General features: G+C 73.9%; 20 protein-coding genes. 10 read left to right on the top strand and 10 right to left on the bottom strand.

Annotated features, from left to right (window positions below; all coding sequences use genetic code 11):
- Nucleotides 1-5 precede the first annotated feature (5 nt).
- From CHF15_RS21885 to CHF15_RS21865, 4 genes are all read right to left on the bottom strand, one after another.
- On the bottom strand, nucleotides 6-407 hold the full coding sequence (locus CHF15_RS21885) for an SsgA family sporulation/cell division regulator (protein WP_089225541.1): 402 nt from the start codon (nucleotides 405-407) through the stop codon (nucleotides 6-8).
- A gap of 39 nt (nucleotides 408-446) precedes the next feature.
- Nucleotides 447-761, bottom strand: a complete 315-nt coding sequence (locus CHF15_RS46585) for an ATP-binding protein (RefSeq protein WP_410169655.1) — start codon at nucleotides 759-761, stop codon at nucleotides 447-449.
- A gap of 27 nt (nucleotides 762-788) precedes the next feature.
- On the bottom strand, nucleotides 789-2,027 hold the full coding sequence (locus CHF15_RS21875; protein ID WP_245938965.1) for an RNA-guided endonuclease InsQ/TnpB family protein: 1,239 nt from the start codon (nucleotides 2,025-2,027) through the stop codon (nucleotides 789-791).
- A 418-nt stretch (nucleotides 2,028-2,445) separates the two neighbouring features.
- Nucleotides 2,446-3,801: a PP2C family protein-serine/threonine phosphatase gene (locus CHF15_RS21865; RefSeq protein WP_322975692.1), complete on the bottom strand. Its 1,356-nt coding sequence runs from the start codon at nucleotides 3,799-3,801 to the stop codon at nucleotides 2,446-2,448.
- Nucleotides 3,802-4,112: 311 nt separating this feature from the next.
- On the opposite strand from CHF15_RS21865, the gene CHF15_RS21860 reads away from it, so the two are divergent.
- Entirely contained in the window at nucleotides 4,113-5,657 is a 1,545-nt protein-coding gene (locus CHF15_RS21860; RefSeq protein WP_089225539.1) for a GMC family oxidoreductase, read from the top strand.
- Nucleotides 5,658-5,692: 35 nt separating this feature from the next.
- On the opposite strand, the gene CHF15_RS21855 is transcribed toward CHF15_RS21860, so the two are convergent.
- Both CHF15_RS21855 and CHF15_RS21850 read right to left on the bottom strand, forming a co-directional pair.
- Nucleotides 5,693-8,446, bottom strand: a complete 2,754-nt coding sequence (locus CHF15_RS21855; RefSeq protein WP_089225538.1) for an AAA family ATPase — start codon at nucleotides 8,444-8,446, stop codon at nucleotides 5,693-5,695.
- A gap of 155 nt (nucleotides 8,447-8,601) precedes the next feature.
- On the bottom strand, nucleotides 8,602-9,195 hold the full coding sequence (locus CHF15_RS21850; RefSeq protein WP_179279901.1) for a TetR/AcrR family transcriptional regulator: 594 nt from the start codon (nucleotides 9,193-9,195) through the stop codon (nucleotides 8,602-8,604).
- A 240-nt stretch (nucleotides 9,196-9,435) separates the two neighbouring features.
- Here CHF15_RS21850 and CHF15_RS21845 point away from each other — a divergent pair, with 240 nt between their 5' ends.
- On the top strand, nucleotides 9,436-10,731 hold the full coding sequence (locus CHF15_RS21845) for an MFS transporter (protein ID WP_089225536.1): 1,296 nt from the start codon (nucleotides 9,436-9,438) through the stop codon (nucleotides 10,729-10,731).
- Nucleotides 10,732-10,753: 22 nt separating this feature from the next.
- On the opposite strand, the gene CHF15_RS21840 is transcribed toward CHF15_RS21845, so the two are convergent.
- Nucleotides 10,754-11,206: a lipocalin-like domain-containing protein gene (locus CHF15_RS21840; protein ID WP_179279900.1), complete on the bottom strand. Its 453-nt coding sequence runs from the start codon at nucleotides 11,204-11,206 to the stop codon at nucleotides 10,754-10,756.
- A gap of 95 nt (nucleotides 11,207-11,301) precedes the next feature.
- Here CHF15_RS21840 and CHF15_RS21835 point away from each other — a divergent pair, with 95 nt between their 5' ends.
- Nucleotides 11,302-11,931 carry a cysteine hydrolase family protein gene (locus CHF15_RS21835; RefSeq protein ID WP_089225534.1) on the top strand — a complete coding sequence of 210 codons (630 nt, stop codon included), beginning with the start codon at nucleotides 11,302-11,304 and terminating at the stop codon, nucleotides 11,929-11,931.
- Between the two features lies 1 nt (nucleotide 11,932).
- A complete protein-coding gene (locus CHF15_RS21830; protein WP_089225533.1) occupies nucleotides 11,933-13,510 on the top strand; it encodes an aldehyde dehydrogenase (NADP(+)) in 1,578 nt (525 codons plus the stop codon).
- Between the two features lie 42 nt (nucleotides 13,511-13,552).
- On the opposite strand, the gene CHF15_RS21825 is transcribed toward CHF15_RS21830, so the two are convergent.
- The gene (locus tag CHF15_RS21825; RefSeq protein ID WP_143681607.1) at nucleotides 13,553-16,204 is read right to left on the bottom strand and encodes a tetratricopeptide repeat protein; all 2,652 of its coding nucleotides are present in this window, start codon (nucleotides 16,202-16,204) and stop codon (nucleotides 13,553-13,555) included.
- Between the two features lie 57 nt (nucleotides 16,205-16,261).
- The gene (locus tag CHF15_RS21820; RefSeq protein WP_143681606.1) at nucleotides 16,262-17,287 is read right to left on the bottom strand and encodes a terpene synthase family protein; all 1,026 of its coding nucleotides are present in this window, start codon (nucleotides 17,285-17,287) and stop codon (nucleotides 16,262-16,264) included.
- A gap of 268 nt (nucleotides 17,288-17,555) precedes the next feature.
- Between CHF15_RS21820 and CHF15_RS21815 the strand changes: the two genes are divergently transcribed.
- From CHF15_RS21815 to CHF15_RS21805, 3 genes are all read left to right on the top strand, one after another.
- Nucleotides 17,556-18,098, top strand: coding sequence for a hypothetical protein (locus CHF15_RS21815; RefSeq protein ID WP_089225530.1), 543 nt, complete (start codon nucleotides 17,556-17,558; stop codon nucleotides 18,096-18,098).
- A gap of 91 nt (nucleotides 18,099-18,189) precedes the next feature.
- Nucleotides 18,190-18,969 carry a class I SAM-dependent methyltransferase gene (locus CHF15_RS21810; RefSeq protein WP_089225529.1) on the top strand — a complete coding sequence of 260 codons (780 nt, stop codon included), beginning with the start codon at nucleotides 18,190-18,192 and terminating at the stop codon, nucleotides 18,967-18,969.
- Nucleotides 18,970-18,991: 22 nt separating this feature from the next.
- On the top strand, nucleotides 18,992-19,951 hold the full coding sequence (locus CHF15_RS21805; RefSeq protein ID WP_089225528.1) for a GNAT family N-acetyltransferase: 960 nt from the start codon (nucleotides 18,992-18,994) through the stop codon (nucleotides 19,949-19,951).
- Between the two features lie 10 nt (nucleotides 19,952-19,961).
- On the opposite strand, the gene CHF15_RS21800 is transcribed toward CHF15_RS21805, so the two are convergent.
- Nucleotides 19,962-20,228 carry a hypothetical protein gene (locus CHF15_RS21800; RefSeq protein ID WP_089225527.1) on the bottom strand — a complete coding sequence of 89 codons (267 nt, stop codon included), beginning with the start codon at nucleotides 20,226-20,228 and terminating at the stop codon, nucleotides 19,962-19,964.
- Nucleotides 20,229-20,705: 477 nt separating this feature from the next.
- Here CHF15_RS21800 and CHF15_RS21795 point away from each other — a divergent pair, with 477 nt between their 5' ends.
- The 3 genes from CHF15_RS21795 (at nucleotide 20,706) to CHF15_RS21785 (ending at nucleotide 25,197) form a co-directional block, all read left to right on the top strand.
- The gene (locus CHF15_RS21795) at nucleotides 20,706-21,890 is read left to right on the top strand and encodes a hypothetical protein (RefSeq protein ID WP_089225526.1); all 1,185 of its coding nucleotides are present in this window, start codon (nucleotides 20,706-20,708) and stop codon (nucleotides 21,888-21,890) included.
- Nucleotides 21,891-21,970: 80 nt separating this feature from the next.
- Nucleotides 21,971-22,909, top strand: coding sequence for a GNAT family N-acetyltransferase (locus CHF15_RS21790; RefSeq protein ID WP_089225525.1), 939 nt, complete (start codon nucleotides 21,971-21,973; stop codon nucleotides 22,907-22,909).
- A gap of 188 nt (nucleotides 22,910-23,097) precedes the next feature.
- A complete protein-coding gene (locus tag CHF15_RS21785; protein ID WP_089225524.1) occupies nucleotides 23,098-25,197 on the top strand; it encodes a PhoX family protein in 2,100 nt (699 codons plus the stop codon).
- Nucleotides 25,198-25,211: the final 14 nt, after the last annotated feature.

Genomic DNA, 25,211 nt, shown 5'->3' with positions numbered 1-25,211 from the left:
GCGTCTCAGGCGGAGAGGAGCCCGGCGATGCAGGCATCCCAGTCGATGCGGGTGTCCTCGGTGCCGAGGGGGACGAGTTCCGCGGTCGCGGCCAGGAAGCGGGCGAGTTCACCCGTGGCGACCTGGAGGACGGCCGTGCCCCCGGGCCCGGCGAGGGTGATCAGGGTGTGGGCGTGGTCGCCGGGTTCGACGTGGACGTCGCCGTCCCCGGCCGGGGCCGCGAGTCCGGCCAGCAGCAGCTCACGGGAGAACACCCACTCCGCCTCGTCGCCACCGTCGCCGTGGCCGAAGCGCATCCGGACGGTGTAGGGGTCGTCGGGACGGTACTGGCAGTCCGCCGACAGATCGAGGACCCGCCGGGTCCCGGTGATCAGCCGGAGGGACAGGTGCTCCGTGAGTGCTCGCATGGACGCCCCCTCGTGGGCCCGGTTCGGCCGCGTTGCCGTTCAGCAGCATGTCGTTGCCCTGCGCTTGCCCCGTGACGCGCGGTCCGGGCCGGGGCGGCCGGGAAGATTTGGTGAAGGCTCGGCGTGCTCTCCGCCGGGCGGTGTGAAGCAGGCCGTGATCGTCTTGCCCTTCGCCTGGCTCCGGGCGTGGCAGTGGTCGGCGACGGCGTTCACCAGCACCAGGCCGCGCCCTCCAGTGGCGGACCATTCGGGGAGCCGCACGGCGGGCACCTCGTCGTCGGAGTCGTGGACGCTGACGTGCAGGCGGCTGCCGTCCCAGGTGAGGACGAGGTCGGCGGAGCTGTGCGCGTGGATGTGCGCGTTGTTGACATCCTCCCCGCCTTAAGGAACGGGGATTCCTGGCTCACGTGGGCTGGGGACCGGCGGTCCTCCAGCGCTTACACGATCGGCACCAGCCGGGTTGAGACCAGCCCGGACCAGCATCACACGTGCGGAGTTCTTGTCCCTGGGGGACACGGCTCCGCACGCGGTGCAGGTGTAGGTACGTTCGGAAAGAGGAAGTGCGTGCTTGGTTCTCGCTCCGCACGACGCGCAGTCCATGGTGGTGTGCGCGGGATGCACCAGGCGCACGTCACGCCCGTGCTTGCGGCCCATCTCGATCAGAGCCGCCTTGGTGGCGCCGATCGCCGCGTCCGCCGCCTTGCGCGCCATGGTCGTCTTCGCCAGAAACTTCGGCCGGAAGTCCTCCACCGCGATCGCGTCATGGTCACGCACCACGCGCTTGGCCCACTTGCGGGCGGTGTCCTGCCGCCGGCGCGCCACCTGCTTGTGCAGCTTCGCCGACTGATGTCTGGCGTTGCGGTAGCCCCTGGATGCTGACTGCCCACGAGCAGGCTTACGGCGAGCCATCATCCGCTGGTACCGCGCGAGGCGCTGCGCGGCGGTCTTGCCGTGCTGGGCGTGGGGCAGGTCGTGGGCGTCGCTGGTCGTGGTCGCGGTCTCCTTGACACCCCAGTCGATACCGATCACGCAGCCGATAGCGGGCAGCGGTTCTGCGGCAGTGGTCACGACGAACGAGGCGTACCAGTGGCCGAGGCTGTCGCGGTACACGCGTACCGACGAGGGTGCGGACGGCAGGTCGCGGGACCACACCACCGTCAGCACGATGCCGCCGGCCAGGTGCAGGCGTCCGTCCTTGATGCGGAAACCGCGGGTAGTGTAGTTCAGCGTCGGTGCGGCCTCGCGCTTGCGTTTGATCCGGGGCATCCCGGCCCGCTGCCCCATCGGCAGCCGCGCCACGATGTCCTTCAACGCCTTGGCACGGGACTTGGCGAAGTCCCGGATGACCTGCTGCTGCGGCACCGAACTGCCCTCCCGCAGCCAAGCCATCGACCGCCTCGCCTCGGTCAACATCCTGTCCAGATGCGCCGGGCCGCACGTGACCTTCTGCCCGGCGGATTTGTTCAGGCCGTGGACCCTGCGGGACACCGCCACACACTCGTTCCACACCCACCGGCACCGCGCCCACTCCGCCTCCAAACCCGCACCCGCCGTGGACGACACTCGCAGCCGAAAGGTGAACCGGGCGTGCCCCGACCCCTGCCCGGCCATCGCTGTCATCGTCACACTCCGGAACCTAACAGCCCCCACTGACAACGAAGGAGAGTGCAGGTCAGGACAGATGCGCAGCCAACTCCGCCACTTCGCAGCTCCAGCTCAAGACCAATTACCCCCGGCCTGAAGGCCCGGGCATTCTGGGAAGAGCAGGTGCCCAGTCCCGAGACCTTCGGCAGCAGATCGTCGACCGTGCCGGGGGCGTCCGCGGTCCAGCCGAGGGCCGCGAGGTGCTCACGCGTCCAGCGGCGGCCCGCACGCGCTCCGCCCGCCGCCGGGAAGGACCTGGCCCAGCCGACCGCCTTCAGGGAACCGCCGGTCATCGCAGTCCTCCCTCCGCCGCGGGATACGGCCCGACGCCGTCCCGGTCCCCGCTCCTGCCCGGGGTGGGGCGGGGAAAACGGCGGTTCACCCGGGTGCCCGATCAGGAGCGCCGGTCCGGCGCCATGACGTCGGCGGGTCCGGGGAGTTCACCGCCGATCCCGCGGACCGCGGGGAGGTCCGCGTCCGCCGCGGACTGCGGGAGCGGTACCCCGGCGACGGCCGCCGCCCGTTCGGTGTCGTCCGGGGAGCAGCCGAGCCACGCGCAGAACAGCACCGTCGCGTCGTCCTGGAACTCGCCGACCTGGTGCTCCGACACCCGGCGCATCAGACGGCACAGGGTCTCCGGCAGGGGCAGGCGGTCGGCGTGGTGGCGGATGAGGAAGTCGAGGAAACCGGTGAGCCCGAACTCTCCGCCGGTGACCGTACGGGCCTCCGGGATGCCGTCGGTGTACAGCACCAGGCGGTCGCCGGGCTCCAGTTGTTCGCGGCACACCTGCGGCGCCACCCCCAGGCCCAGGCCCATGGGGTCGCCGGGCGCGCAGGCGAGTTCGGCGACCCAGCGGCCGCCCCGGATGAGGACCGGCGGGTGGTGGCCGCGGTTGACCCATTCGAAGAGGCCGGTGCCGGTGTCGAGCCGGGCGACGACGCCGGTGGCGTAGCGTGTCCCCTCGAACTGCTCGACCAGCACCTCCTCTATCTCCTCGGTGGTCTCGACGAGTTCCGCCTTGCGGCGGCGGGCGTTGCGGCTGGCGCCCATGGCGAGGCTCGCGGTCAGGCCGGCCGCGGTGTCGTGCCCCATCGCGTCGAAGATCGACAGGTGGACCAGCGGGCCGTCGAGAGCGTAGTCGAAGGCGTCTCCCCCGACCCGGTAGGCGGGTTCCAGCGCCGCGGAGATGACCACCCGGCCGTCCGAGTACGAGCGGGGCGGCAGCAGGCGCCACTGCATCTCGGCGGCCACGTTCATGCTCTCGGTGCGTACCGTGCGCGCGTAGGCGTCGCTGTAGTCGCGCTTGACGGTGATGATGAGCGCCACCGCGTCGGCGAGCGCCTGCACGTCCTCGCGGGTGCGGCGGTCGTCGGCGTCGGTGGTCACGCGGAGCAGGCCGAGCCGCTCCGAACCGCCCAGCAGGGGTGCCCACCAGCGGCACTTGCCGGGGCAGGCGGAGGCGGCGGGGAGCAGCCGGCCGTACTGGAAGGCGCGGCCGGGCACCGTGCCCTCGATCCTCAGCTCGGAACTGTGGTTCCGTTGCCGGCACTCGTCCGCGCCCTCCTCGACGAGGTTGCGCAGCACATGGCGCTGGAGGTCGGCGAGGTAGATCGTGACGTGGGCGAGACCGGCGGGTTCGGCGTGCGCGGCCACCTTGGCCGGCAGCTGCTCCAGGGGCATCAGGTGGCTGTCGGCCAGCAGACCCGCCAGCATCCGGCGACTTCGCCGATCCCTGTCCTGAACCGTCACCCTTGCTCCTCGCCGCCCGTCGGGAGGCCGCCGTCGCGGCGTCCACGCCCGGGCCGGGTGGCCCCCGTCCTGATCCTTTCCCATCGTACGCACACCACCCATATGTGACGTAACGGGCACGTCACATCACTCACGGGTCCCACCGGGGCGGTCTGCGCGCCGATGACGTACGGCGGTACGGATGGCGGGGCGCCGCACGGACCGCCGCTACGTAGCTTGACGGACGCCTTTCATCAGCTTTCGCCCTAGTTTTTGCTGTGTCCACGGCCGAGGACCGGGCGACCGCGGACGCGTCGACACGGAGGTCTGCGATGGCGGCTTACGACTACATCGTCGTCGGTGGCGGGAGCGCGGGATGCGTACTCGCCGCGCGGCTCTCGGAGGACGGACGGGCCCGGGTGCTGCTCCTGGAGGCGGGGCCGGCGCGGGCGGCGAAGGGCTCGGCCGCGCCGCCGCGGTGGATGGGGCTGATCGGCGGCGGGATGGACTGGGGCGACCGCACCGTGGCGCAGCGCGGCGCCGGCAGTGCCGTGCTGCGCTATCCGCGCGGCAAGGCGCTGGGCGGCTCGAGCAGCATCAACGCCATGGTCCACCTGCGCGGGCACCGGAGCGGCTACGACGCGTGGGAGAAGGCGGGCGCGACCGGCTGGAACTTCGACAACCTGCTGCCCTATCTGCGCCGCAGCGAGCACGCGGCGGGCCGGGACCCGGCGTTCCGCGGCACCGAGGGGCCCATGCGGGTCGCGCCGCCGCGCCGGGTGCACCCGCTCTCCCCCGCGTGCCTGAGCGCCGTGCAGGCGGCGGGGCACCCCATCAGCACCGACCTCAACGGCCGCCGCCAGCAGGGCGGTGGCTGGCTGGACCTGAACATCGTCGACGGGGCCCGGCAGAGCGCCGCCGACGCCTACCTGCGGCCGGTGCTGCACCGGACGGGCCTGACCGTGGTCACCGGTGCGCAGGTCCACCGGCTCCTGCTGCACCACGGGCGGTGCACGGGCGTGGAGTACCGCCGCGACGGCTTCCTCGAACGGGCCGAGGCCGACCGCGAGGTCGTGCTCGCCGCGGGTGCGATCGGCTCGCCGCACCTGCTGATGCTCTCGGGCGTCGGGCCGGCCGGCGAGCTGCGGTCCCACGGCATCGGCGTCCAGGCGGACCTCCGCGAGGTCGGGGGGAATCTGCACGACCACCCGGTCACCGTCGTCAACTTCTCCGCGTCCAGGGAGGTGCCCGCGCCGACGGGCCCCGCGTTCGACGCCGCCGCGGCCCTGTGCAGCACGCACGCCGACACCGCTCCCGACATCCAGCTGCTCTTCCTGTGCGCGCCGTACGCGCCCCCTGCGCTGGTGGGCGCGGAGAACGGCTACAGCTTCGTCGTGGGCCTGATGACGCCCCGCAGCAGGGGCTCGGTGCGGCTGGCCGGAGCCGATCCGGGGACCGCGCCGCTGGTCGACCCGAACTTCCTGTCCGCGCGTTCCGACGTGGAGAGCCTGATCAGAGGGGTGCGCATGGCCCAGGAGATCGGCAGCGAGCAGGTGCTGAACGTGTGGCGGAAGGAGGAGGTCCTGCCGGGGCCGGCCGCGTTCAGCCACGGGCTGCTGGAGGCCTACGTACGGCGCAGCGTCGGCAGCTTCTTCCACCCGGGCGGCACCTGCCGCATGGGGTCGGACGACCATGCCGTCGTCGATCCCGAGCTGCGGGTGAACGGGGTGTCGGGGCTGCGGGTCGCCGACGCCTCGGTGATGCCGTCCGCGGTGTCGGCACACCCCAACGCGACCGTGCTGGCGGTCGCGGAACGGGCGGCCGACCTCATCAGGGGCGACAGGGGAGGCGGCCCCGCGGACCGTGCCGCCGCGTGACGGCTTGCCGTCGCCGGCCGCCCGCACCGCCGGTCTCAGGGCCCGGGCGGGAAGTGGCGGGCCAGCTGGCTGCGTGAGGTGACGCCGAGCTTGGGGAAGATCCGCGACAGGTGGGTGCTGACCGTGCGATGGGACACGTAGAGCCGCGCGCCGATCTCCTTGTTGGACAGTCCCTCGGCGGCCAGCATCGCGATCTGCAGTTCCTGCGGCGTGAGCCGGTCGGCGGCCCGGGGCGAACGCTGCCGGGTCGTCTCCCCGGTGGCCTCCAGTTCCTGACGCGCGCGCCGGCTCCAGGCCGCGGCCCCGAGGTCGTCGAAGGTGTCCCTGGCGGCCCTCAGCGGGGCGCGGGATTCCAGGACGCGGCGCCGCCTGCGCAGCCACTCGCCGTACGCGAGCCGCAGGCGCGCCCGCTCCAGCGACCAGCCGGTGAGGTCGGCGTCGAGGGCGGACAGGAAGGCGGCCTCGCCCTCGTCCCCCCGTGCCAGGACCGCGCGGGCGTGCCGCGCGGCCAGCCGCACGCGGGCCGCGGGTGTACGGCGGGCCAGCGGTGCGAGGCGCTCCAGCACCGCTCGCGCGTCGTCCTTCTCGCCGCAGTGCGCGGCGGCTTCGGCGAGGTCGCCCACGGTCCACAGCGCGGTCATCATGTGGTGCCCCGGGTCGGCGGGGTCTGTCAGCCACCGCAACTGGGCGTACGCCTCGGCGTGGTCCCCGCTGCAGGACAGCGCCGTGCCGCGCGCCATGCGCACCGTCGCGTGCAGCAGGGGGGAGTTCTGCCGGACGGCGATGGCCCGGGCGTGCCCGATCAGCCGGTGGGCGGTCGCCGCGTCGTCGCGCAGGGCGGCGACGCAGCCCAGCACGGTGAGCGCGGTGGCCTCCCATTCGGGCTGGCCGGTCTCACGGGCGAGCCGGCGCGCCTCGTCGGCGTCGACGCGCGCCGGGTCGCACCGGCCCGTGGCCGCGCGTCCCGAGGCGCGCAGGGCCAGCGCCTCCGCGAGCGGTGCCAGCCGCCCCTGGTGGCGGAGCCGTTCGACGGCCGCGGTGAGGAAGGGGTCCGCGCGTTCGGGCGCTCCGACGCACCAGAGCGCGCGGGCCGTCGTGTGCAGCGCCGCGGCGTCGTCCGTGCGGTGGGCCAGGGCGCGGGCGGCTTCGAGCACCGAGGCGGCGCGCTCCACGGGGGCGGCGTGCGCGGCGATCAGCAGCATGGCCGCGCCCGTGGTGTCGCACCGGCCGTCCGGTTCGGCGGCCAGCCGGTCGGCGGTGCGCAGGACCTCCGCGTGGAGCGCGGACTCCCCGTTGCCGCGGTAGAGATGGGCGGCCGCGGCACCCGTGAGCCGGACCGACAGGGCCGTCTCGCCGTCGGCGCGCATGCGTTCGGCCGCGCGGAGCAGCGTCCGTACGGCGACCGGCTCCCGGCCCCCGCAGACGGTCAGGGACTCCGAGATCCACAGCAGACGGGCCGTGTCCTTGGCGGTCGGCTCCAGCCGCTCGGTGGTGCGCACCAGGCGGCGGACGAGGTCACGGCGGCCGAGGCCGACGGCCAGCTCCGCGCTGCGCAGCATGAGGTCGGCCTGCCGGCGCCCGTCCGGGGCGAAGGCGGCGGCCTGCTCGAACGCGTGCACGGCCGCGACGACGGCGCCCCGCCGCAGCGCACGCTCCCCGCACCGCTGCAGACCCTCGGCGACGGCCTTGTCCGGGGGGACGGTGGAGGCGGCCAGGTGCCAGATGCCGCTGTCGGGACGGCCGGAGTGAACCGCGGCGAGCGCGGCGTGGACGGCGGTGCGCTGCGTGACGGACGCGGCCTGGTGGATCGCCGACCGGACCAGCGGATGCCGGAAACGCACGGCGTCCCGGTCGACGCGGACGAGTCCGGCCTCCACGGCGGGTACGAGGCCGTCGACGGTGACGGGGCCGCCGGTCACGGCGCCGGCGGCGCTCAGGACGTCGCCGGTCGCAGCCTCGGCGTCGAGCGCGGCGGCCAGCAGCAGGGTGCGGGTGGCGTCGGGGAGGCCCGGGATCCGGGTCTCGAACGCGCGCTGCAGGTTGGCGGTCAGCGGCAGCCAGCGCGGGATGACCGCGACGGATTCCAGGCCCTCGGCCGCCAGGGGCAGTTCGACGAGGGCCAGTGGGTTGCCGTCGGCCTCCTCCAGCAGCCGTGCGCGGACGAAGGGCGCGAGTGCGGGGGCGCCGGCGTCCAGCAGCCGCGCGGCGTGGTCGGCGTCGAGCCGGCTCACCGGCAGTTCCTCGACGCCCTCCCAGACCGGCGCCTGCGTCTCGCCCCGGGTGGCGGCGGCGAGCAGCACCACGGGGTCCGAGGAGAGCCGGCGGGCGACGAAGGCGAGCAGGTCGCTGGTGGACCGGTCGAGCCACTGGACGTCGTCGACGAGCAGCAGCAGCGGTCGGCCGGAGGCGCACTCCGTGAGGAGGTCGAGCACGGCGAGGGCGATACGGAAGGGCTCGGGGCGGCCGGCGTCGTGGAGGCCGACGGCGGCCAGCAGCGTCTCGCGCCGGGCTTGTGTGAGGCGGCCGGTCTCCTGGAGCACCGGGCGCAGCAATTGGTGGAGCCCGGCGAACGGCAGGTGGGACTCGGCCTGCACACCGGCCAGGGCGAGCACCCGCCGCCCCTGTTCCGCCGCCCGTTCCCGGGCGAGGGCCAGCAGCGCCGTCTTGCCGATCCCCACGTCGCCCCGCAGGACCAGGGCGCCGCCGCGGCCGTCCGCAGGGCGCAGAAGAGCCTCGATCGCCTCGGTCTCGGCCTGCCTGCCGACCAGGGAGGGGATCCGTGTCGCCATGGTCCGCCCTCGCGGCTTCCCGGTACTCGTACGCTAACCACCGTACAAGGCGATGAAAGGGTTCATTCCTCCACCGCTCAGGCCGCGCACGCCGCCCGCGCCTACGGGTGCCTCAAGGGGCCTCGGGGCGCGCGGCGGGAGTTCCGGGGATGCGGTCAGACCTCCGCGGGCACGTGCGTGTCGGCGTCCTTCAGCCGTCCGGCGACCGTCGCCAGGATCTCGTCGGAGAACCCGGGGTCGGCGACCGCGCGCGAGATCAGCATCGCGCCGACGAGGGCGCTGAGGGTGACCATCGCGTCGGCCTGCGCCACCTCGGGGTCACCGCCCTGTGCGGCCTCGCCGATGAGTTCGAGGTACTTGCGGACCTGCTGCTCGTACGCCTCCTTCAGCGCCTCGTCGCCGCGGCCGGCCGTGGCGCCGAGGGTCACCAGGGCGCAGCCGGTACCGGGAGCGTCCCGGTGGCGGGCGCTGAGGTAGGCGTCGATCAGCCCCGAGCGGGGCGCCACGGGGTCCCTGCGGGCGGCGTCGGCCATCTTGCCCTCGCCGTCGGCCAGCGCCAGCGCCGCCGCCTGGCCCATCAGGTCCTCGCGCGACGAGAAGTGCTTGTAGAACCCGCCGTGGGTCAGCCCGGCCTCCTTCATGAGGTCGGCGACGCCGGGGCGGGTCATGCCCTCCTCGCGGATCCGGCGGGCCGCGATCCGCAGGACCTTCTCGCGCGACTCGGCCTTCGCTGCCTGCGAGTGACCCATCGCCTGACCTCCCGGATGTGCGTCGGACCGTGCCGACCTATGTGGATGACGGACATCATACACCTTCCCGGGGACCCTTCCCCGGGCCTTTGACATGAAGGATGACACGCATCATCCTGCATATCAGGATGACTCCAATCATCCACACTTCCCGGCACTCGGGCCCCCACCGCAGCGGGCCCGGCGCCGCACCCCCACCGCCCCACCGCCCCACCGCCCGCGACCCCTCCGCGAGGACCCATGACCACCGCAGCAACCCGGCCGGACGTCAAGCGGGGAACCCTCCCCGTCTTCGCCACGGCGACGGCGATCACGGTCGCCAACATCTACTTCACCCAGCCCCTCCTCGACCAGATCGCCCGCGGCTTCGGCATCTCCGCCTCCGCCGCCGGGCTCGTGGCCACGGCGGGGCAGATCGGCTACGCGCTGGGCATCGTGGCCGTCGTACCGCTCGCGGACCGGGCCCGGCTGCGCCGGCTGTCCAGAGTGCTGCTGGCGGTGACCGCCGTCGCACTGCTGGCCGGGGCCGCGGCGCCGTCCGTCGCGCTGCTGGGCATGGCGACCCTCGTCCTCTCGGCGAGCACCGTGCTCCCGCAGGTGATCATGCCGACGGTCGCGTCCATGGCCGCGCCCGGCCAGGCCGGGCGGGTCCTGGGGGCGGTCGGCACGGGGCTGACGATGGGCGCCCTGCTCTCGCGCACCGCCTCCGGGCTCATCGCCCAGGCCGCGGGCACCTGGCGGGCGGGCTTCCTGGTCGCCGCGGCGGCCACGGCGGCGCTGCTGCTGATCCTTCCCCGCTACATGCCGGCCGGGCGGCCCGCCGGAGCCGAGGCCTCGGGGGGTTACGGACGGCTGCTGGCCTCGCTCCCCCGACTGCTGGTGGACCACGCCCCCTTGCGCCTGTCGGCCGCGCTGGGGGCGACGGTCTTCGCCTCCTTCTCCGCCTTCTGGTCCACGCTCGCCTTCCACCTCACCGCGCCGCCGATCGGGCTGGGCCCGGCCGTGGTCGGCCTCTTCGGCCTGTGCAGCGTGCCGGGCGCACTGGCCGCCCGCTACTCGGGCCGGCTCACCGACCGGTGGGGGCCGCTGGCGGTCAACACCCTCTCCGTCATCGCGGCGGTGGCGGCCTTCGCGCTCTTCGGGGTCGCGGGGCGGTCGCTCGTCGTCCTCGCCGTCGGCTGCAACCTCCTCGGTTACGGGGTGACCAGCGGCCAGATAGCCAACCAGGCCCGCATCTTCACCGCGGCGCCGGGCATCCGGGGTCGCCTCAACACGGTGTACATGTTCGCCGTCTTCGGCGGCGGCGCCGTCGGTTCGGCCGTGGCGGGAGTGCTCTTCTCGGCCTCCGGCTGGCACGGCGTGGTGGCGGGCGGCCTCGGCTTCCTGATCCTCGCGGGCCTGACGCTCGCCTGGCACGGCCTGCGCGCCCGGAACGGCGGCAGCGGGAGGGCCGCCCGGCGGGGCGACGGCACCGGACCCGGCCGTACCGACACCGCCACCGCCACCGCCGCCGCCACTCCCGCCGTACGCGGGTAGCCCCCGCGGAGCACGGCGGCCGCTACCGCCCGGCGCGCTCCCAGGTCAGGACGCCGGTGCGGAGCGCGCCCCAGATCCTGGCGGCGCCGGGCAGGCTCAGCCGGAGCCTGCGGCCGTCCAGTGCGGCGATCCGCGTCTGCGCACCGCCAACCCAGTTGGGGAACAGGCTCAGTTCGACCCGGTGCACGACCGTGTCCTCCGCCGGGACCTCGAAAGTGCCCGCGTACGCGAGATAGCCCGCGGCCGCCGCGGCCAGTTCCCCGGGCAGCCCCTCCTCGAGCCGCCCGTGGCGGAAGTCCGGCCGCCCGGCCCTCATGATCTGGGCCGACATGTGGCCGTCGGGGCCGTAGGTGATCAGCCCACGGGGCCGCGGCCCGAAGGGCTCGACGACCTCGCCGGTGGCGACGTCGGTGGCCGCGTAGGACACCAGGCGCCAGGCGCCGATCAGGGCTTCGCGCAGTTCATCGGGGGCCATGTCCCCACCTCGCATTCGTTCCTTGACTTTCAGGATGACGAGAGTAATCCTGAATGAGGATGATGCAAATAATCCAGAATGGGAAAGGACGCGTCATGACCGACACCTACGACCCCACGCGGACGGCGATCCTGCTGGTCGACCCCTACAACGACTTCCTCTCCGAGGGCGGAAAGGTCTGGCCCGCGCTGGAGCCCGTAGCCACCGAGGTGGGTCTGCTCGACAACCTCCGCGCCGTCGTCGGGGCCGGGCGCGCGGCGGGGCAGAAGGTCTTCTTCGTCCCCCACCGCCGCTGGCAGGAGGGCGACTACGAGGACTGGGAGCACCCCAACCCGACGCACCGCATCATCCAGGAGCGGCGCACCTTCGCCTTCGGCACCTGGGGCGGCGAGTTCCACCCCGACTTCCGTCCCGCCGACGGGGACGTGGTCATCCAGGAGCACTGGTCGCAGAGCGGGTTCGCCAACACCGACCTGGACTTCCGGCTCAAGCAGCAGGGCATCACGCATGTGATCGTCATCGGGCTGCTCGCCAACACCTGCATCGAGTCCACCGGCCGCTACGCCATGGAGCTCGGATACCACGTGACGCTCGTCCGCGACGCCACCGCGGCCTACCGCCCCGAGATGATGCACGCCGCCCACGAGCTCAACGGCCCCACGTACGCCCACTCCATCACCACCACCGCCGACCTGCTGAGCACGCTGGAGAACGGAGACCACTGACATGCGACTGACCGGAGAGATACTGATAGGCGCGTCGTCCGTCCCCGCGTCCGAAGGCACGATGAAGGCACTCGACCCGGCGACCGGCGAGCCGGTCGGGCCGGAGTTCGCACTCGGCGGTGCCGCCGAGGTGGACCGCGCCGCGCGGCTGGCCGACGAGGCCTACGACACCTACAACCGCACCGGCCTCGCGGAGCGCGCCGCGTTCCTGGAGCTGATCGCGGACCGGCTGGAGGCGATCAAGGGCGAACTGGCCGAGCGGGCGGCCCTGGAGACGGGTCTCCCGGTCGCGCAGCTGGAGGCCGAGGCGGTCAAGTCCGCCGGGCAGTTCCGGCAGTTCGCCGAGGTCGTCCGGCAGGGCCGGTTCCGGCAGGCCGCCGTCGATCCGGCCCAGCCGGAGCGGCAGCCGAGGCCGCGCATGGACCACCGCATGCAGAAGATCGCGATCGGACCGGTGGCCGTGTTCGGCGCCAGCAACTTCCCGATCTCCTACTCGGTCGCGGGCGGCGACACCGCCGCCGCGCTCGCGGCGGGCTGCCCGGTGATCCTCAAGGCCCACAACGCCCACCCCGGCGCCTCGGAGCTGCAGGGGCGGGTCATCCAGGGCGCCGTGGCCGACTCCGGGCTGCACGAGGGCGTGTTCTCGATGCTCCGGGGACCCGGCAACGCGATCGGCGAGGCCCTGGTGGACCACCCGCTGGTCAAGGCGGTCACCTTCACCGGCTCCGAGGGCGGCGGCATGGCCCTGTACCGGCGGGCGCAGCTGCGCCCCGACCCGATCCCGGTCTTCGCCGAGATGACGAGCGTCAACCCGACCTTCGTCCTGCCGGCCGCGCTGGCCGCGCGCGGTGGCGAGATCGGCGACGGTTTCGCCGAGCGCATGCTCGTCAACGTCGGCCAGGCCTGCCTGAAGCCGGCCGTGCTGCTCGCCGTAGACGGCCCGGGGTACGCCGCGATGCGCGAGGCGGCCGCGGCACGGGTGAGCGCGATGGGCGCCCGGACGATGCTCACCCCCGGCATCCACGACGCCTACGGCCGGGGGGCGCAGCGCCTGCGCGGCGCGGGTGCCGCGACCGTCGCGGCCGGACCGGAGCCCGAGGGCGCCTTCGAGGGCCGCGCCCAGCTCCTCGAGGTCGACGGCGACCGGTTCCTGGCCGAACCCACGCTGGCCGACGAGGTCTTCGGGCCGGCCGCGCTGCTCGTCCGGCTGACCGGCGTGGAGCAGATGACGGAGATGGCCCGGAGCTTCCGCGGCCAGTTGTCGGCGACGATGCACCTCGATGACGCGGACCACCCGCAGGCCGCCCGCCTGCTGCCCGTCCTGGAGCGCCGCACCGGACGGATCGTGGTGAACGCCTTCGCCCACCCGCAGGAGGTCGGCCACGCCACCATCCACGGCGGCCCGTTCCCGGCCACCACCGACAGCCGTTTCACCTCCGTCGGCATGAGCGCGATCGAGCGCTTCCTGCGACCCGTCACCTACCAGGGTTTCCCGGACGCGCTGCTCCCCGAGGCGCTGGCCCCGGACAACCCGCTGGGGCTGTGGCGGCTGGTCGACGGGCACGTCACCCGCGGCTGACCGCGCGCCGGGCGCGAGGCGGGGCGGGGGGGCCGGGCCCGGTCAGGTGAAACGGGCCAGCTCGTCCCGGGTGCGGTCGCCCCAGGGGTGCTCCTCGCCGAGATGGCGCACCCGGTCCTGGAGGACCTGGCGCAGCAGCCGGCCGGCGCGTGCGGAGTCGCCCGCCGCGCCGACCGAACAGGCGTGGGCGTTGCGGCTGTTGAGGGTGGAGGGATGGTCGTCGCCGAGGACGCGGGTGCGGTCCTGGACGAGGATCTCCAGCAGGTCCGCCGCCTCCCCGTGGCGGCCGGCCGCGGCCAGGCAGCGGGCGCGGCCGCCCCGGGCGGTGAGCGTCTGGGGGTGGTCCTCGCCCAGACGGTCGCGGCAGTCGTCGACGAGCCGTCCGTACAGCGCGGCAGCCTCGCCCGTGCGGCCCGCACGCAGGACGCAGCGGGCGTGGGCGGCGCGGACCGCGAACAGCTGGGGGTGACCGGCGTCGAGGATCCCGCCGCTCTCGGTCAGCAACGTGTCCAGCAGCCGTACGGCTTCCTCCGTCGCCCCGGCCTCGCTGAGGAAGACGGCCTGGTAACGGCGCCACAGCAGCGGGATCGGGCTGTCCGGCCCGTGCACGGCGGCTCTGCGGCCGTCCGCGATCAGGCCGTCGAGCAGCGCCGCCGCGCGGCCGGGGTCGCCGGCCTCGCCCAGGAAGCGGGCCTGGCCGTGGCGGGAGGCGAGGGTGTCCGGGTGGAGCGGGTCGAGGACCTTCAGGCAGTCCTCCAGGAGTTCCTCGAAGAGCCCGGCGGCCCGGGCGGCGTGGCCCGCCTCGCCGAGGAAGTGGGCATGGTGGCGGCGGTTGTTGAGGGTGTAGGGGTGGTACGGGCCCTGGGTGCGGGTGCGGTCCGCGACCAGGCTGTCGAAGAGCCGGGCGGCCTGTCCGGGGCGGCCGGCGTCGCCGAGCAGGTAGGCGTACCCGTAGCGGCTGCTGAGAGTGTGCGGGTGGTCGGCGCCCAGCAGGCGGGTCCGGTCGGCCAGCACGGACTGGTACACGGCGACCGCCTCATCCAGGCGGCCGCTCTCGCCGAGGAACAGGGCGAGGTTGTTGCGGCTGTTGAGGGTGTGGGAGTGCTCGCGGCCGAGGATGCGCGTGCGGTCCTCGATGACGCCGCGCAGCAGGTCGACGGCCTCCGCGGGGTGGCCGGCCATGCCCCGGTAACGGGCGTGGGAGTTGCGGTTCTCCAGTGTCTCCTTGGCGTCGGGCCCGCCGCGCCGCTCGGCCTCCGCGACCAGGTCGTGGTAGAGGTCCGCGGCACGCCGCGGGTCGCCCGCCTCCCCCACGCACGTGGCGTACCACTGCCGGGGCAGCTGCCCGGGATCGGCTCCGGCCTTGTCGAAGGCGGCCATCGCGTGGCGCAGGTCGCCGCGCTGGTAGGCGGTCGCGCCGATGTCCAGGGCACGCACCGGGTCGGCGTGGTCGATGAGGATCTCCCACACGGCGTCCGGGATGCGCGGCGGCGGCACCTGCTCGTCCAGTGTCTGGTGCAGGTAGTCGAAGGCGAGGTACGCGCCGTCGTCCCGGGGCAGCAGCAGGCTGGAGGTGGCGTGCAGGGGGTCGGTGGCCCAGTTCAGCGCCTCCTCCCACGGCTCCGGCCGCAGGCTGCCGCCGCCGCGCAGGTCGAGGTGGATCTCGTGCAGGCGGCGCAGGACGTCCTCGGGCAGCGGCTCGTGGTGACCGGCGCGCCGCGCGTCCACGGCCCCGGCCACCAGGGCGGCGGCGCGCGGACGGGCGCCTGCCGCCCAGGCGTTGCGAAAGTCGTCGAGCAACTGGGGCGCCGCGGCCAGGTACTCGGCCACACCTCGGCTGCCGGTCCGGGCGCCGTTGACGGCGGCCCTGATCCTCGGATCGTCGGTGTGGTGCTGGGCCCGGGCCAGCTCCGCCTCGCTCCAGGTACGGTCCACCCGGACGACCGAGGCCAGCCGCAGCACCTCGCGGCCCGAGCGCAGGACGTCGCCGCCGGGCTCGTCGTCGGCGGCGGAGCGGGCGCCGAAGCGGATGTGCTGACGGGCGCTGATGGTCGCGACGACGGCGACCCGCGCCGATCCGGCCTCCAGCAGCCGCTGTACGTGACCCGCCGTCAATCCGCCCGCGCCGAGGTAGTTCTCCAGGTCGTCCAGCCACACCACGGCCCGGTACCACCGGGAGACCGGGTCGACGAGCGCGACCATCGCCTCCCGGCTGTCCGGGACGACCAGCCGGTGGCGCGGGAAGTGCTTGCGCACCACCTCGTACGCCAGGCGGGTCTTGCCCGCCGTGGAGTCCCCCACCAGCAGCAGGAAGCCCCGGCCCCCGCTCAGCACCGCCTCCGCCTGCGGCATCGCGTCCCGGCCGACGAACACCGGGACGCGGCCGAAGCCCGCCGTCCCGCCGCCGCCCGGCGCGGCCGGGTGGACACCGAGGCCGATGGGGTCGTCCACGTCCGCCACCAGCGGCGCCGTGCCGCGCCGGGAGATCCGCAGCAGACCGGGCAGCGCCCGCCTGCGACCGGCCGTCTGCTCCAGCGCCCTGCCTCCTGAGGCGGCCACGGTCTCGGTCGCCGCGCCGGCCACCGCTCCCGGCGGACCGAGCAGCAAGGTCAGCACGGGCCGGGCCAGGCCCGCGAACATCCTGAGCAGGTAACCCGCAGCGCCCGCGATACGCCCCCACACGGCAGCCACCACGTACCCCCGTTCCCCCTGGCTCCCCCTTCCGTGGTGCATTCCCGGTGGCGCCGCCGGCTATCCCCCGCAGTCGCCGTAACGGGCGGAGGCCAGTGAGAAGTCGAGGAAGCCGCGGGCCCAGGCATGGATGCCGTCGGCGTAATGGCAGACCGCCGCCAGCTGCGCCGGGGTCAGGTCGGCCGCGAGGGCGCCGGCGTACAGGTCGCGCGTCGCGGTGCGCAGGGCGGCGACACGGCGGGCGTGCCACAGCCGCGTTTCGTCTACGGCCTCCTCCAGCGTCAGTCCGTGGTGGTGGCGAAGGACGAGGACCAGGTTGGTGGTCTCCCCGGTGCGCAGCTCCTTCTCCACCGAGAACAGGTCGTTGGTCCAGCCGATGACGTCGGCGGCGGCCTCCCGCAGCGCGCGGCAGGCCGGCGAGAACCAGATCGCCGCGGGGAGTTCCGACTCCTGGGCGTACTCGATGAGGTCGAAGCACCAGCCCGTGGCACCGGAGACCCGCCGCCAGGCGATGTAGGCCTCGGGGGTGGGCACCTCGTGGCCGCCGCGGAACCGGAGCATGTCCTGGTTGGTGCGGATCCACGCGACGAGGTGACGGCGGAAACGGTCGCCCCAGGCTGGCCCCATGACACCGGTCACCCGCGGCACCACCTCGTCCAGGACGCGGACGGCCGGTGGCGCCGACACGGGGACGGCGCGCGCCCAGCCGCCGACGGCGTGCGCCATGGCCTCGAGTTCCGCTCCGGTCCCGGTGGCCGGTCCGGCGTCGCTGTCGTCGTCGACGGCGAACATCCACAGGGTGAGCCGGGCCAGCTCCGCCAGGCGGCCCGGGGGCGCCCACGGCCACACGTGCGCGGCCATGGCGACCTGCCGCTCCCGGCCGGCCTGACCCGAGGTCAGCGCGGACAGCAGACCGGCGCGCCGGGCCCAGGCCATGACCTGCGGCTCCACCTCCTGCAGACCGGGGTTGAGCAGCGACGGGCCCGGTACGCGGACGGGCCCCCCGGCCCGCTCCCGTACGGTCCCGCTGTGCGAGGCCCGTCCCCCCGGGCCGTCGATATGGACGAACGCAGACGTCTTACCCACCGAGATCCCCCCTTCCCGGGCCGTCGGCGGCCCGGGCAAGGACTACGACTTCCAGCCATCCCCGTCCCGGTTCCTACCCAGCGTTCGGCCATCGGACGCCAGGAACGGGCAGGCGACGTCAGAGGCAGGGCGGGCGCCGACACAACCGGGCGGGCGATGCGGGAACCCGGGCCGTTCGCATCGCGTCATGATCCGGGCGGGCACCGACCGCCCGCGACGCCGTTCACCTCCGCCTTCGGCGTCACCTTCACGTTCACCGAGGAGAGCAGTGCACAGACGCCGCCGCCCGTACTCCGCCGCCGTGACCGCCGCGCTCCTGGCCGCCCTGCTGGGTGCCTGCGGGAGCCCGGACTCCGGTGCCGTGGCCGGATCCGGACCGTCGGCCACCGCTTCCCCAGGCCCCCGTACCCCGGTCGCGAAGGCGGACCCGCCCGTCACCGGAGCGCTGGACGACCACCGGCACGTGGCGCGCAGGACGACCACCGGGCGGCGGCCGCACATGGTGCAGCGGTGCACCGACCGCACCCGGCGGGTGCGGCACACGTCCTCGAGCGGTTCCGGCAAGCGCAAGTCGACCCGGACCTGGTACACCACCGAGCACTACAAGGACTGCCGGAAGGTGCAGCAGGGCACCGAGTCCTACACGCGCGTGGTGTCGGCGGAACGCTGGTGCGTCGAGCTGGACGACGTCGGCGGCGACCGCACCCGGGACGACGTCTGGTTCAAGGTCGACTCCGCCACCTACGGCAGGGCCGCCGACGCGGAGGAGGGCACCCGGATGTCCTTCACCCCCCTGGCGACCGGCTGCTGACGGCCCGCCGCGGGACGGGACGACGCGGAGCGCCGCCGCCCCGGCGTAATCCGGATGCGCCCCGCCGGGGGCGTCTGCCATCCTCGCGCCCATGTCCACGTTCCGAGACCTCCTCGCCGAAGGGGAGGCCGTCCCGACCGAGGGCTGGGACTTCTCCTGGTTCACCGGCCGCGCCACCGAACAGCGCCCGTCCTGGGGTTACGCCCGGCTCCTCGCGGACCGGGCCGCCCGGGCCGAGGCCGTCCTCGACGTCCAGACCGGCGGCGGGGAGGTCATGGCGACCGTGCCCCTCGCCCCGCCGGTCGTCGCGGCGACGGAGTCCTGGGCGCCCAACCTGGCGATCGCCCGCCGCAACCTGGCACCCTTCGGCGCCACCGTCGTCCAGGCCGAGGACACGGCCGACCTCCCCTTCCCCGACGGCCACTTCGACCTCGTCGTCAGCCGGCATCCGGTGGTGACCCGCTGGGACGAGGTGCGCCGGGTGCTGCGTCCCGGCGGCACCTACCTGTCCCAGCAGGTCGGCGCGGGCTCGGTGCGGGAGCTGACGGACTACCTGATGGGGCCGCGGCCGGTCGCCGTGCACACGCAGGACCCCTTCACCACGACGGCCGGCTCCAGCGGGGTCGAGGCCACCGCCCGCGCCGAGGCGGCGGGCCTGGAGGTCGTGGACCTGCGCCAGGAGGCGCTGCGCATGGAGTTCCACGACATCGCCGCCGTGGTCCACTTCCTGCGCAAGGTCATCTGGATCGTGCCGGGCTTCTCCGTGGACGCCTACCGCGAGCGGCTCGCGGAGCTGTACGGCTTCATGGAACGGCACGGGCCCTTCGTGGCCTACTCGCAGCGCTACCTGATCGAGGCCCGCAAGGGCTGACCCCGGAAAGAAGGCACCCCTGGTGAAAGCGCCGACGACCAGGCCGTTCGAGGCCTCCGACGTCGATGCCGCGGCCGGCCTCCTCGCCGCCCGCCACCGCCGCGACCTCGCCGGGGAACCGGCGCTCGACCCCGGTTTCGCCGAACCGGCGGCCTGCGCGGCCCTCCTGCGGGACGCCTGGGAGCGGGGCGCGCGCGGAGCGGTCGCGGAGACGGCGGACGGCACGCTCGCCGGATACCTCCTGGCCGTGCCCGGCGACGACGTGCGCGGACGCCATGTGTGGACGGGGCCCGGGCACTACGCGGCACACGACGGGGACGTCCTGCGCGGCCTGTACGCGCACCTGTCGGGTCCATGGCTCGGCGAGGGGCGGCTGCACCACTACGCCGTCTCGGCCGCGCACGACCTGCCGGTCTGGCTGTCGCAGTGCTTCGCCTACGAGCAGGTCCACGCCGTGACGGATCTGGTGGCGGGAGAGGCCGGCTTCCACGACGACGTACGGGCCGCCGGGCCTTCGGACCTCGCCGCGCTGGAACCGCTGTTCCGCCTGGTCGCCGACGCGCACACGGGCCCGCCGGTCTTCGCCTTCATCGAGCAGTCCTTCCACGAGGGCCTGCGGCCGGGGCACTTGGAGCTGCTGGAGGACCCCGCCGTGTCCTACTGGCTCGCCGAAGGGCCGGAGGGGGCGCGGGGCTTCTGCGTCATGCGGCCCGTACCCGACGACGAGGTCTCGCCGACCGCGCCGCGCGGCTCGGTCGAACTGCTCCTCGCCGCGACCGCCCCTGAGTGCCGGGGCAGCGGTGTGGGGCGCCGCCTCACCGAGCACGCCCTCGCGGACGCGGCGCGGAGCGGATTCCGCGTGTGCGTGACGGACTGGCGGGCGGCGAACCCGCTCTCGTCGGTGTTCTGGCCGCGCCGCGGCTTCCGTCCCGTCGCCCACCGGCTGCACCGCCTCCTGGACCCGCGGCTGTCACAGGGCTGAGCCGGGCGGGCTAGTCCACGACGCCGAAGTCCTCCGGGAAGTCCTCCAGGAACGCGCGGCGCCGGGGATCGGTCTCGGCCGCCGTCATCGCCGCCAGCAGGTCGAGGAACCCGTCCCGCTGGCCCTCCGTCATCCGGTCGACCACGGCGGCCACACCCTCCAGGGCCTTCAGCGCCTCGTCCTGGTCCATGCGCTCGTCGTCCGCGTCCTCGACGAACCAGGTGAGGTCCACGAGAGCCGCCACGAGGGCGTGGGTGAGCGAAGGGTACGGAGGCATCGGCGTGTTCTCCCTGCGGGCTACGGCTGCGGTGTTCCCCGGCATCCCATCACGGGGCGCCGACACTGCCGCGCCCAGGTCGGTGCCGCAGCCGCCCGGGCGGGTTCCGGCGGGCGCGTACGGTCCGCCCTGGGGCCGCGCCCGCTTCACGGAGTACCACGCGTGCCACGTCGCGGCCGGCACCTGCCCCGCACGTGACCGCCCCGCTCTCGACGGTACGCCCAACTCACCATTCAGCGTTGCCTGTTCGACCGCGGCCCTGGGCCACTCGACAAGTCCGGCCGGCGTCTCCTGATGGGCCGTCATTCATTTTCCGTTGGCACACCGTTCTCGCGCGGTTCCGCAAGGCCGGCACCTCGGGGGCGGATTGGCGCGGGCACATGGGTGACCGTTTATGCTCTGCACCGTCATTGGGAATGTTGTGAACTCAACCACGTTTGGCCGTCGAGGGGACAGCGCGCCATGAACCGTCCGGGGATGTCGATCAACCAGGTGCGGATAGCCGTGGCCTTGCTCAGCCTCGCGCTCTTCGCCCAGACGACGTTCTGGCTGCTCTACGACATCGTTGTCCGCGGTCTGCCCGGCGCCTGGTCGCTGTGGACGACGGGATGGGTGCCGGGCCTTTCGGCGACCTCTTCGCTCGACCTCGGCCTGGCGGCGCTGCAGCTCTGCGCCGGTCTGGCCGCCCTGTTCCGCACCCGCGGCGCCGGCGGCCTGCTGATGACCTCGTGCACGGTGACCCTCGGCTTCCGCCTTCCGGCGGTCTGGTACCTGCTGCTCGACTCCCCCTCCGACCCGTGGTTCGGCACCCTCAAGGGCGCCTCGCTGAACGCGGTGGGCAGCACCGCCGTCCTCGCGGTGGTCATCTGCCTCGTCCTCGGCGGGCTCCTCCTGCTCGCACGGCACATGGAGTACGAGGCCGCCGCCTCGAACTCGGTGACCGGCGGGGTCCGCCCGGTGAAGGTGACGGCCACCGCCTCCGGTCTGCTGCTCGCGGTGCTCAACGTCTTCTACATCGGCCGGAACGCGGTGACGGCCTTTCAGGTCGGCCCTGGTGTGCTCACCGACCTGATCGTCGGCAAGGGCAGCGGGCGCGCCATCCTCGCGGTTCCTTCGCCGTACCAGTGGGTGTGCCTGACCGTGCTGTGCGGGGCCGGCATGCTGCTCGCCGCCAGGCGGCGGCCCACCGCCCCGGGCTTCTCGGTGGGCCTGTCGCTCTTCATGATGCCTTCGGCCTTCACGGAGCTGTGGGGCTACGCCGTCGGCTCGATGCCCGTGACCGCCGTGGACACCTCGCAGAGCCTGCTGGAGTTCGTCGGTTCGGCGGCGGTGGTCGCCCTCATCGTCGGCGACGTCCGCCGCGACCGCCGGCCCGACGACGCCGACCTCGACGTCATGACCCCCGCCGTGCCGATGAGAACCGCGGCAGGCGTACCTGCCGTACCCGTCACGCCCGCCGTAGCCACCACGCCCGCCGCACCGGCCGCACCCGCCGCACCCGCCGCACCGGCAGCCCAGGACGACGAGGACGACGACGCACCCGAAGAGGCCGTCGAGGCCGTGGAGATCACCGTCCCCGCCCAGCGCGACACCGACACCGACGCGAGCACCGACGCGGGCGCGAGCGCGGACCGTCCGGCGACCGAGGCCGCGGGCGCCTGACGCGGGCGCCGTCCCGGCCGGACCGGCTCCGCCGCGAAAAACGTTTGCGCGGAGCCGGTGCCGGTGCCGAGGGTTGCGCCATGCCCATCATCGTGCGGCCGGCCGCCCCCGAGGACGCCCCCGTCATCTGCGACCTGCTCAACGCCGTCGACGTCGTTGAGCTCGGGCGGCCCGAGACCGACCTGGCGACGGTCGAGTCGTCGCTGATCCATCCCGAGGCGGACCTGGAACGCAACTCCTGGCTGGCCTTCGAGGACGGCGCGCTCGTCGCCTACGGACTGCTGTGGGACGACTCCGGCGCCGAACGCATCGACGCCGACCACTACGTCCTGCCCGCCCACCAGGAGGCGGGCGAGCGGCTGCTGGGCCTCCTCCAGACCCGGGCCGCCGGACGCGCCGCGGAGAACGGCGCGGAGCGGGCCGTCGTCCACCTGTCCCTCAACACCGCGCCCACCATGGACACGTCCCGCCTGACGCGGCGCGGCTGGAGGACGGTACGGCGCTACCACGTGCTGACCCGCCCGCTGTCCGCCGCCGCGGACCCCGTCCCCGGGCCCCCTACCGGACTGACGCTGCGCGACTGCACAGCGGAGGCCGACCGCCGCCGCGCGCACGAACTCCTGCAGGAGAGCTTCGCGGAGCACTTCGACCACCAGCGGCGCACCTACCGGCAGTGGCTGGACGACCTCGGCCAGGGCATCGACTGGTCCCTGGTGTGGATCGCCTCGCTGGAGGGCGCGGGGGACGTGGGAGCGGCGCTGAGCCGTGACGACCGCGCGGCCATGGCGTGGATCCGGAGCCTGGGCGTGCGCAAGGAGGCGCGGGGCCGGGGCGTCGCCGGCCATCTGCTGCGCCACGCCTTCGGGGTGTACGCCGCCCGCGGCCGCGACACCATCGGGCTCGGGGTGGACACCGGCAACACCACGGGGGCCCTGCGGCTGTACACCGCGCACGGCATGACCCTCCACTTCGCCGTGGACACCTGGGAGCTGACGCTGCCCGCGGCCACCCCGGCGTGAGCGCGCCGCCCGCGGCGCGGTGCGGACGCCGCCCAGGTGGGCGCCGGCTCGCGTCGGGCGCGCGGACGGGAACCCCGCGCCGCGCTCACCGGTTCATTCGCGGTTCACGTTCCGGCCACTCCCGCGAGAACAGGGCTCTTTACCGTCCCTTGGTATTCGCTATACCGGAACATAGACTTGGAGGCACTGTGCGGCCGCACAGACTTCTTCCGCTGCTCCCCCGTCACGACGGCGGCAGGTCCGCTCTCACCTGCCGGTTCAAGTGCGGTGACGCCTGCGCCCACGAGGCCCCGAACACCAGCGGCAACGCCTACCTCGGCGACGTCGTCGCGGACGCCCTCTCCCGCCGCACCATGCTGCGGACCGGCGCCGTGGTCACCCTGGCCGCCGCCGCGGGCGGCATAGCCGTCACGTCCGGCACCGACGTGGCCGCCGCCGCGCCCGAGCCGCTGCACGGGGGCCACGGCGGTCACGGCGGCACCGTCGACCCCGACGCCGCCAAGGGCCTGCGCTTCCGGCCCGTCGAGCCGAACACCGTGGACGCCGTCGTCGTCCCCGAGGGCTATGCCCAGAGCGTCGTGATCCGCTGGGGCGACCCCATCCTGCGCGGCGCCCCCGCGTTCGACCAGGCGCGGCAGACCGCCGCGGCGCAGGCCGGCCAGTTCGGCTACAACAACGACTTCCTGCACCTGTTCGACCTGCCCGGCGAGCGCGGCCGTCAGGTACTCGTCGCCAACCACGAGTACACCGACGAGATCCTCATGTTCCCGGCCTACGACGCGGCGAACCCCACCCGCGAGCAGGTCGAGATCGCCTGGGCCGCGCACGGGCTCAGCGTGGTCGTGGTCGAGGAGGAGCGGCACTCCGGCCGCCTGTACCCGGTGAGCCGGCACGGCCTGAACCGCCGGCTCCACACCCGGACCGCCTTCCGGCTGACCGGCCCCGCCGCGGGCAGCCCCCTGCTGCGCACCAAGGCCGACCCTACCGGCACGAAGGTCCTCGGCACCCTCAACAACTGCGCCGGCGGCACCACCCCGTGGGGCACCGTGCTGTCCGGCGAGGAGAACTTCAACCAGTACTTCGGCAACGCGGCCTCGGTCACCGACCCGGTCACCGCGGAGCGGCTGAAGCGCTACGGCATCGCCGGCGCGGCCAGCGAGCGCAAGTGGGAGCGGTTCGACGACCGCTTCGACCTGGCCAAGGAGCCCAACGAGGTCAACCGCTTCGGCTGGATCGTGGAGCTCGACCCGTTCGACCCGGACTCGACGCCCCGCAAGCACACCGCGCTCGGCCGCTTCAAGCACGAGGCCGCGCAGCCCCGCCTCACCGACGACGGCCGCCCCGTCGTCTACATGGGCGACGACGAGCGCTTTGACTACATGTACAAGTTCGTGGCGAGCAAGGCGATGCGCCACGGCACCGGCCGGGCGGTCCGCGAGCACAACCTGTCGCTCCTGGACGAGGGCACGCTCTACGTCGCCCGGCTGACGGGCGACAGCCCGGCCGCCGAGTTCGACGGCAACGGGAAGCTGCCCTCGGACGGCGAGTTCGACGGCTCCGGCGAGTGGATCAAGCTGGCGAGCGGCACCACCTCCTTCGTGGAGGGCATGACCGCCGAGGAGGTCTACCTCTTCACCCGCATGGCGGCGGACAAGGCCGGAGCCACCAAGATGGACCGCCCCGAGGACGTCGAGCCCAGCCCGCGCACCGGTCGCGTCTACGTGGCGCTCACCAACAACACCAACCGCGGCAAGGCCGGATCCGCCGGTGCCGACGAGGCCAATCCGCGCAGCAACAACAAGCACGGGCACGTGCTGGAGCTGGCGGAGTTCTTCGACGACCCGGCCGCCGACCGCTTCGCGTGGCGGCTGTTCCTGGTCGCGGGCGACCCCGCCGACCCCGCCACCTACTTCGCGGGCTTCCCGAAGGACGACGTCAGCCCGATCTCGTGCCCGGACAACGTGGCCTTCGACCCGCACGGCAACCTGTGGATCTCCACCGACGGCGCGCCGGGCACCCTCGGCACCCACGACGCCCTCTTCGGTGTCGCGGTCAAGGGTGACAAGCGCGGTCAGGTCCGGCAGTTCCTGAGCGTGCCCAAGGGTGCCGAGACGTGCGGCCCGATCGTCCAGGACCAGCGCGTCCTGGTCGCGGTGCAGCACCCCGGCGAGACCGACGCCTCCACGTACGAGAACCCGTCCTCGCGCTGGCCCGACGGCGGCAAGCGGATCCCCCGCCCCTCCGTCGTCGTGGTGTGGCGCAAGGACGGCCGCGACATCGGCGTCTGACGGAGACGGCCCCG

Source organism: Actinacidiphila glaucinigra, from assembly GCF_900188405.1.
GTDB lineage: Bacteria > Actinomycetota > Actinomycetes > Streptomycetales > Streptomycetaceae > Actinacidiphila > Actinacidiphila glaucinigra.
This window is presented reverse-complemented; position numbering and strand designations above follow the sequence as displayed.

Coding starts and splice junctions, on each gene's coding strand:
- CHF15_RS21850 (WP_179279901.1), bottom strand. CDS start 9,195: ATGGGTCACTCGCAGGCAGCGAAGGCCGAGTCGCGCGAGAAGGTCCTG.
- CHF15_RS21845 (WP_089225536.1), top strand. CDS start 9,436: ATGACCACCGCAGCAACCCGGCCGGACGTCAAGCGGGGAACCCTCCCC.
- CHF15_RS21800 (WP_089225527.1), bottom strand. CDS start 20,228: ATGCCTCCGTACCCTTCGCTCACCCACGCCCTCGTGGCGGCTCTCGTG.
- CHF15_RS21875 (WP_245938965.1), bottom strand. CDS start 2,027: ATGACAGCGATGGCCGGGCAGGGGTCGGGGCACGCCCGGTTCACCTTT.
- CHF15_RS21885 (WP_089225541.1), bottom strand. CDS start 407: ATGCGAGCACTCACGGAGCACCTGTCCCTCCGGCTGATCACCGGGACC.
- CHF15_RS21855 (WP_089225538.1), bottom strand. CDS start 8,446: ATGGCGACACGGATCCCCTCCCTGGTCGGCAGGCAGGCCGAGACCGAG.
- CHF15_RS21860 (WP_089225539.1), top strand. CDS start 4,113: ATGGCGGCTTACGACTACATCGTCGTCGGTGGCGGGAGCGCGGGATGC.
- CHF15_RS21830 (WP_089225533.1), top strand. CDS start 11,933: ATGCGACTGACCGGAGAGATACTGATAGGCGCGTCGTCCGTCCCCGCG.
- CHF15_RS21835 (WP_089225534.1), top strand. CDS start 11,302: ATGACCGACACCTACGACCCCACGCGGACGGCGATCCTGCTGGTCGAC.
- CHF15_RS21810 (WP_089225529.1), top strand. CDS start 18,190: ATGTCCACGTTCCGAGACCTCCTCGCCGAAGGGGAGGCCGTCCCGACC.
- CHF15_RS21840 (WP_179279900.1), bottom strand. CDS start 11,206: ATGGCCCCCGATGAACTGCGCGAAGCCCTGATCGGCGCCTGGCGCCTG.
- CHF15_RS21790 (WP_089225525.1), top strand. CDS start 21,971: ATGCCCATCATCGTGCGGCCGGCCGCCCCCGAGGACGCCCCCGTCATC.
- CHF15_RS21795 (WP_089225526.1), top strand. CDS start 20,706: ATGTCGATCAACCAGGTGCGGATAGCCGTGGCCTTGCTCAGCCTCGCG.